This window comes from Gemella haemolysans (assembly GCF_001553035.1).
GTDB classification, from domain to species: Bacteria; Bacillota; Bacilli; order Staphylococcales; family Gemellaceae; genus Gemella; species Gemella haemolysans_B.
The window spans coordinates 1-8,064 of record NZ_KQ959945.1; the positions used below are offsets into that span (position 1 = coordinate 1).

Consider the following 8,064-nt stretch of genomic DNA (forward strand, 5'->3'; position numbering starts at 1 on the left):
AAACGATAGATGTATACTACGAAGCAGATACAAAAGAAGTTACAGAAGAAAAAGAAGTAACAAGAACAATCAACTACCTAGAAAAAGAAACTAACAAAGTCCTAAAAGAGCCAGTAGTTCAAAAAGTAAAACTAACAAGAACGAATAAAGTAAACAAAGTCACAGGAGAAGTGACAGAAGGTAAATGGACAGAAGGAAGCTGGGGGAAAACACCATCAGGAGCGATAGAAAACTATAAAGCCCCAAGTATCGAAACAGTAGAAGAAAAACAAGTAACATCAACAACAGAAAATGAAAAAGTAGATGTGTACTATGAAGCAGATATAAAACCAGAGCCGAAGCCGGAGCCGGAACCAAAACCAGAACCGAAACCAGAGCCGAAGCCGGAACCAAAACCAGAGCCGAAGCCGGAACCGAAACCGGAGCCGGAACCAAAACCAGAACCGAAACCAGAGCCGAAGCCAGAACCAAAACCAGAGCCGAAGCCGGAACCAAGACCAGAGCCGAAACCAGAACCAAAACCGGAATCGAAGCCAAAAGAGGACTCTGAAATAAAACTTAAAACAAAAGATGTATCAGAAGTACAAAAATCAAAAAAATTGGCTAATACAGGAGAAGACACTACTAATTTTGGAGCTTTAGGGTTAATATCGTTAGTAGCTGCAGAGATAGCTAGACGTAAAAAACAAAACTAAAGTGAGGATATTTAAAAAGAATGGTTATATATTAGCCATTCTTTTTATAATAGATATATTAAGGAAAAGTTATAATTTTATAGTTATTTATATTGAATAGTATTAAGATAATAAATAAAAATACATGATTGTTAATTAGCTAAAAAAACCTAGACAATGCTTGAAAAAATGGCTTAAATATAGTAATATAGAGAGGTATGTAATAACTTTCAGGCTATGAATAGCGAGGGAGTTTTACAAAAATGGAAAATATTTATATAAAGAAAGAGAGATTAAAAGACTATGGGTCGTAAATGGAATAATATTAAAGAAAAAAAAGCGGCAAAAGACGCTAATACTAGTAAGATTTATGCTAAATTTGGACGTGAAATCTACCAAGCAGCGAAAACTGGAGAACCAGATCCAGAAAGTAACAGAAATCTAAAAGTAGTTTTAGAAAGAGCGAAAACTTACCGTGTTCCTAAAAATATTATTGACCGCGCTATTGAAAAAGCAAAAGGTGGAAGTGAAGAGAACTATGATGAGTTACGTTATGAAGGATTCGGTGTAAGTGGAACAATGGTAATTATCGATACTCTTACAAATAATGTTAACCGTACAGCAGCTGAAGTACGTACAGCATTAGGTAAAAATGGAGGTAACTTAGGTGTTACTGGTTCTGTTAACTATATGTTCGACAACACTGCGGTAATCGGTGTTGAAGGTAAAAGTGCTGATGAATTATTAGAAATCCTTATGGAAGCTGATATCGATGCTCGTGATATTATCGAAGAAGATGAATTAACATTAGTATACGGTGAGCCAGAAAACTTCCACGAAATTCAAGAAGCTCTAAAAGCTGCTGGAATCGAAGAGTTTGAAGTTGCTGAGATTTCAATGATTCCTCAAAATGAAGTAACATTAAGCGAAGAAGATAAAGTTAAATTCGAAAGAATGTTAGAAATGCTTGATGATTGTGAAGATGTTCAACAAGTATATCACAACGTTGACTTAGAAGCCTAGGTGAACTATGGTAAAAAAGATTAAAAAAAATAGCTTGTATAGCTATAATGATAGAAATATAAAGCCAACATTAAGTGATATTTCAGGACCTATAGAAGAGCCGTTGTTAGATGTAAACGGAGAAACAGCGTCGGTTGTTAAACGTTTCTTTGCGTATCTAATAGACTTAGCGATTTACTTACCTATAGCTTTCGTATTCCAGTATACTACTGCGAATTTACGAGCTCAAGGTGGAGCAGAAAACGAAAGAAATGCGCTGTATATGACGATTTCAATAGTTATTTTTGCAGTTCTTTTATATGGATACCTACCTCATAAATGGCAAGGTCAAACGATCGGGAAAAAACTTCTTAAAATAAGATTAGTTCCAACTGACAACAAGAAAATAGAATTTTCTAGATATTTAATCAGAGAATTCTTAATTAAAGTTACTGTAGGTTGGGCTGCAGTTCCAGTTTCAGCATTGTTCTGGCTGTATGAAACATATATACTAAAACGTAAAGATTCAATAATGCTATATGATAGACTATTGAATATGCGAGTTGTAGCAGCTACAGAACAACTAAAAATAGAAAAAACAAAAGAAGATAAAGAAAAATAAAGAAAAACTAGTTGATTTAGGTAGTCTTAAACCTAAAAACAGCTAGTTTTTTGAGTTTTATGTTAGAATTAACGTTCGTTTTAATGTTTTTTTATGTTTTTAGTTTTATATTTTCAAAAAAAGTGTTAAAATATAAATGTTAAATTTATTGATTTAGAGTGGAGAAAAAATGTTAAAAATAGATAGACACAGCTATATTTTAGACGAGTTAAAAACAAAGCATTTAGTACGCGTGAGTAAACTAGCCCATGATATGAAGGTAACAGAGATGACTATACGCCGAGACCTACAGGAGTTAGAAGATTATGGTCACCTTACTAGAATACATGGTGGTGCAAAATTAAAACCAAAAAACTTTTATCAGGAAGATAATTACAACAAGAAAATTTCTGTAAATGTTGAAGAGAAAAAACAAATAGCTAGAAAGGTAGCGGATCTTATAAAAGATAATGAAACTATTTTTATCGGTCCTGGAAGTACTACAAGTTACCTGGCAGAATTTTTACAAGATAAGAATATTAATATTGTAACAAATTCATTGACGGTTTTTGAACAGTTCAAAGATAATCCTTCTTGCGATCTTATTTTTATCGGGGGAAGATATCGTCAAAAAACAAAAGGATTTATAGGGTATTTTACGCAAGATGCACTTAGTAAAATAAGTGTTAATAAGGCGTTTGTCGGAGTAAATGGTATAGACTTAGAAAAAGTGACTATTTCAGATGAAGAAGAAGGACGTTGTAACGAGACGATTCTTAATAATGCGACTGAACGTTATGTTCTGGCTGATCACAGTAAGTTTTCAACACATGCATTTTATACATTTTTCCAACTCAAAGATCTAACAGCAATCATCAGTGATGATGTTCTTGATGAAAACATTAAGGATCAATACAGAAAAGAAGTAGAAATAATATAAAAATAGTAATTCAGGACTTGAAAATTAGTCTTGGATTTTATTGAGTCTTTAGATTGTGTGATTTACATAATCTAAATATTAAAGGAATACGCTCTGAAATATTAAAAAACCTAGATTTAGAAATTTCTAAATCTAGGTTTTTGTTATTCAAATTATGATTTGAAGATAGAAGTTTTAAAGCTGTTTGTTTGTTGAAGAAGTTTTTTGAATAATTTCTCTTTAAGTGATATAGTATTATCAAATTTAACTGATCCGTTTTTAAGAGTTGCTTTATCTTTATCAACGGCAGCAGAGAATGCTTGTTTTAAATCGTCATAGCTACTGTATGTAGTACCGTCGATTGTAACAGGGTTAAATCCTGCTTTAGCTTTATCAACAACTTCTTTGAAGTATGCTTTCTTCCATTCTTCTAAAGTACTGAATTTGTTATCAGAAACTTTCTTGATGATGAAGTCATCACCTAGATTATTGTGACCGGCTTTTTTAGATTCAGCTTTTAACATATTAGAAGCATAGTTTAAGAATCCTTTTTCATATCCGTAGTAACCCCACATTCTGAACGTGTTATGTTTGAATGACATTGCTCCAGGAGCACCTTCACTTGTGTTACCACCATAGATACCAGCGGTAATTGGTACAGTTACATAAGCAGAACCGAATCCAGTTGGATCATACTGACCATTACCAGGACCGTGTTTAGTCATGAAGTTTTTCTCTACTAAGTCGTTAACAGATGTTAAATCATATTCTTTTTCTTCTGCATTTAAATCTCTAACGTTGTCGTATTGGTTCTTCGTATTAGCTCCACGAAGTTGCTTATCTACTTTCTTGAACCAAGCGTTATTTAATTCTTTACTGCGTTTATCGATTACAGCTTCTCCTTCCAGGTAGTCAAGAAGCATTAATGTGTCATTGAAACCTTTCATGTAATGATCGATTTCTGCACGAGATGCAAGATCGTTTGGATTAGTGTTATACCATTGGTTTCCGTCGTTTGGACGTTCGTACGCCATGTTTAATCCAAGTGCTTTAAAGTCACCGTTTGGACTTGTTTCAGCAGGTGATTGTAACATACCTTGTGCGAATGCTTCTAAGTCAGTTCCTTCACGGTGTCTTGAACCACCTAAGTAAACCATACGGTCATTTACGTGAGTTGTTTCGTGAGTAAATGCAGAGATACCGAAGTCACTAATCATACTAGTAACCATGAAGAATACTGAATCATCTTTATAAGGGTTACCGTAAATACGAGCTACTGCTCCCATACGCCAGTCAGTTGCGTGATAACGACCTGTTGGACCGTATAGTTCGCGAACTGGAGCAATGTCTTTACCGCTGTTAGTGTGACCGTATTTGTCAGTACCTTCTGGATAGTTTTGGTTATCTAGTACTGGTGTTGGTACCATGTTGTTGCTCTTAAGCAGTTGGTTACGAACTTTATCTAATGATAAACGAGACCAGAAGTCTAGATAATTTTGTTGAGCTTTTGCTACTTTATCGATTTCTTTCTTGAATGCTTCACGCTCTGCTGCTGTGTTCTTACCATATTTCTCAAATGAACTGTAAGCCATAGTGTTATATGTTGAGATTAAGAACATGTGAGCATCTTTTAAGTTAAGAAGTGGCAGAATCATCTTACCGTGAACATCATTATTTAATCCTTCGTATGCTCTGTGTTTCTTATCGGCAAATTCAGGAGTTGTTGTTTTTGGTTCAACGACATATACATTATCTTTAGTTGCTTTTATGAACCAATCGTTTAAGTCAGTATCACTTGTGAATAGACGCATGTTATAGTCTAAGAAACTGTTTAACTCACCTATACCAATAGTTCCACCGATAGTTTCGCGATAAGCTTCTAAAGTTCTATCACCTTTAATGTTACTTTCTTTAGAACCAACTTTAATCAAGAAGTCTAAGACACTAACATTCTTACCGTAGAAATCAGGTTTGAATAACATTAACTCTTTAATGTTAAAGTTATCGAATTTAACACCGTAGTAACGGTTTAGGTAAGCTAATCCAAGAAGAACTGCAGCTTTATTGTCATCAATTTTCTTAATTAATGCACGTTTAGCAGCTTCATCAGTATTTAGTTGATGGTCTTCATTTTGAACTAACTTAGTAACGAATTTATTAAGGTTATCTTTAACATACTTGAAGCTTTCTTCTAGGTAAAGGTCCTTAATTGCATTTACTTTGTTACCACCTGTTCTTCCTAAGTGTTGATAAATAGGATCAGATTGTAATTCAACTGAACTTAATTTACTTTCGATAGCGCTGATTAAATCACTACGATCTTTATCAACAATGTTAGGAGTATAAACTATTTCTCCAAGTTCAGCGATGCTGTATTCTTTAACTTGTTTCACTTGAGATTCTTTAGATGAGATGTTAAAGATTTCTTTTGTCTTATCAGCGTAGTGAACAATAATGCGGTTGGCATCACCAAGTTCAGTTACGAATTCGTTATCTTTCATTGCAGTAACAGATAAAACTTCTGTAGTTAATAATTTAGAACCTGCTGGAATCTTGTTACCTTGGTTAACAATCCACTCTTTATTGTAGAATGGTTGAAGTTTTTCGATGTTACGATAAGCAAGTTCACGGTCTGCTTTGTAATCTTGAGTATCTTTATAAGTATCAGCTTTTGGTTTGGTGTTGTTAAGGGTATTAACTACTGGTTCGTTAATTGCATACTCATGAGCAGTGATTCCCATCTTAGCAAATTTTTCTAAGGCTTGAGCTTCTGTAATACCTTTAATTTGCTTAGATTTGTTGTATGAAGATAATCCGGTAGCTACATCCGTTACATAGAAGTTGTTTTTGAAGTTATCAAATCCGAAGTATGAATCTCCAGTGTCAACTGAACTTGCTCCATACATGATTTCTCCGTTTGTAACTCTCATCATACTAACGTTGTTTTCAACCCATCCCCAGTCATAGTTTTCGTGAATTAAACCACCACTTTGACCATGGTTTTTAAGTGTCATAGTACCTTTAATAAATGAATTTGTTAATCTGCCGCGTTGTTTAAAATCGTTAGGGTTTCCACCGTGGTTAACTTTAGCGACAAGTCCACCAAATTTAGAGTTGTTACCTACAATATCACCATCGAAATAAACACTATCTGTATTACTTCTCCAGCTTTCACTTACAAGTCCTCCAGACCACCAAGATTTATCCCCAAGACTGTTAATCTTACCGATAAATGCAACGTTACGCATATTCGATTCATCAAGTTTGTTAACCATACCAGTAACGTCGTTATTACCTACAACATTACCTGTTACCTTAATATTTTCGATATTTGAGTTTTTGAACATATCACCAAGAGGTGCAACTTTATTTTCACCAGGTAAATTAATATCTACATTACCTAAGTTAATATCATGAACATGAGCATTTTCGACTCTACCAAATAGAGGACGTGCTAAGTTGTGGATAGTAAATCTGCCACCATCATTACTTAGTAATTTACCTTTAAATGTATTAGTAACATAAGATTTTCCGTTAGGTTTTACATTCGCTGCATTAAGATCTGCACCAAGTTTGAACTCTCCAGTAGGATTAGCTTGCATGTCTTTTACAAGTTCGTTGAAGCTATAGTAAACATTACCTTCTTTTGCTTTTTGTTTTTCGAAGTAATGAACATACTCATTTGATAATTTAGAAGCATCTGTGTGCTGAACTAAATCAGGAGCTGTAGCAGTGACTTTATATAATGTTTTTCCATCTTTTTCTACTTCTTCAATCTTATCAACAGCAAGTCTTGTAACTTTGTTGTCGTGAGTTGTAATTCGTAGGTAAAGTGGAGTAACATTTCCTGGATTAGAGTCAAGTAAACTCTTATCTGTTTCAACACCTGCCTCATCAACACTTATTAAGCTTGTTTCTTTAATATTTTTAATTTCAACTTTTTTAAGGTCTAATTGAATTTGTTTATCTTCTAATTTCTCAGTTTCTTCACCTTCTCCACGATCATAAACCATTGTAGTAGATAGGGTGTAACCTTGATAATATTTTAATTCATCTAAAGTAGCATTTAAATTATTTTCTGCTACCGTTACTTCTTTAACAAGTTTTCCATCTTTATCTTTCAGTGCTAATTTGATTGATTTAATCTCTACGCCATCTTGTTTATTTAATGTGTAGCTGACAGTGGCACTCTTCTTCAAGACATCTTTTTCAGTAGTAGCCCACTGTAAGGTTGGCTTCTCGAAACCTTTTGTACCTTGTTTAATAATTTTATCTTTAGGTTGTAAGATAACTTTTTCTTCTACTTTTGGAGCGTCGGCTGTTTTCTCTCCGCGAATCGTTTTGTACGTTCGGGTAATTTGTTTCTTACCTTCCGCTCCTTCTTGATATACTTCAGTTGTTCCACGTTTCAAAGTATTATCTTCTTGAGTTTTTGTTTTAAAAGGAATTGATTCTTCTGTTATTTCAACTTTTGTTCCTTCAATTGGTTTCGTTCCTTTTTTAACCACTTTAGAAACAGCAGGAGTTTTTACTTCTGTAGTTGTAGAAAGGACTTTGTTCGTTTTCACACCTTCTACTGTTTCATAAGTTGTTTTAGTAACTTGAACTCCTTTAGAACCAGGACGTTCAACTACTTCTTCATCGACATATTTAGTATCATTTGGAACGATTTCTGTAGTGAAATCTAATTCAGTTTCAGTAGATTCCTCAATTGTATCAGTTGATACTTTGTACTCTGGTAATTCTGGTTGTACTAAAGAGGCACCTTGTATTTCGCCTTCTTTTACTTCTTGAACACCTTTTGTTTCAATTTTTCTAGTATATTCAGGTAATGTTGGTTGAGTTAAAGCTTGCCCTTCTTTACCAGG

The 8,064-nt window shown here is 34.0% G+C and carries 5 protein-coding genes; 4 read left to right on the top strand and 1 reads right to left on the bottom strand.

Annotated features, from left to right (window positions below):
• The 4 genes from HMPREF3186_RS09135 to HMPREF3186_RS03405 all read left to right on the top strand — a co-directional run.
• Positions 1-695: mucin-binding protein (locus HMPREF3186_RS09135; RefSeq protein ID WP_419865826.1), on the top strand; the 695-nt coding region annotated here is incomplete at its 5' end.
• Positions 696-977: 282 nt separating this feature from the next.
• The gene (locus tag HMPREF3186_RS03395; protein WP_060913931.1) at positions 978-1,697 is read left to right on the top strand and encodes a YebC/PmpR family DNA-binding transcriptional regulator; all 720 of its coding nucleotides are present in this window, start codon (positions 978-980) and stop codon (positions 1,695-1,697) included.
• Positions 1,698-1,704: 7 nt separating this feature from the next.
• Complete coding sequence (locus tag HMPREF3186_RS03400) at positions 1,705-2,298, top strand: RDD family protein (RefSeq protein WP_060913932.1); 594 nt, start codon at positions 1,705-1,707, stop codon at positions 2,296-2,298.
• 169 nt (positions 2,299-2,467) lie between these two features.
• The gene (locus HMPREF3186_RS03405) at positions 2,468-3,217 is read left to right on the top strand and encodes a DeoR/GlpR family DNA-binding transcription regulator (protein WP_060913933.1); all 750 of its coding nucleotides are present in this window, start codon (positions 2,468-2,470) and stop codon (positions 3,215-3,217) included.
• Positions 3,218-3,369: 152 nt separating this feature from the next.
• Here HMPREF3186_RS03405 and HMPREF3186_RS03410 read toward each other — a convergent pair.
• Positions 3,370-8,064 (bottom strand): ZmpA/ZmpB/ZmpC family metallo-endopeptidase (locus HMPREF3186_RS03410; protein WP_060913934.1); only part of this gene is annotated, 4,695 nt, incomplete at its 5' end.

Excerpts from the sequence above, each read along its gene's own strand:
- HMPREF3186_RS03395 (WP_060913931.1), top strand. The coding sequence starts at position 978 with ATGGGTCGTAAATGGAATAATATTAAAGAAAAAAAAGCGGCAAAAGAC.
- HMPREF3186_RS03405 (WP_060913933.1), top strand. The coding sequence starts at position 2,468 with ATGTTAAAAATAGATAGACACAGCTATATTTTAGACGAGTTAAAAACA.
- HMPREF3186_RS03400 (WP_060913932.1), top strand. The coding sequence starts at position 1,705 with ATGGTAAAAAAGATTAAAAAAAATAGCTTGTATAGCTATAATGATAGA.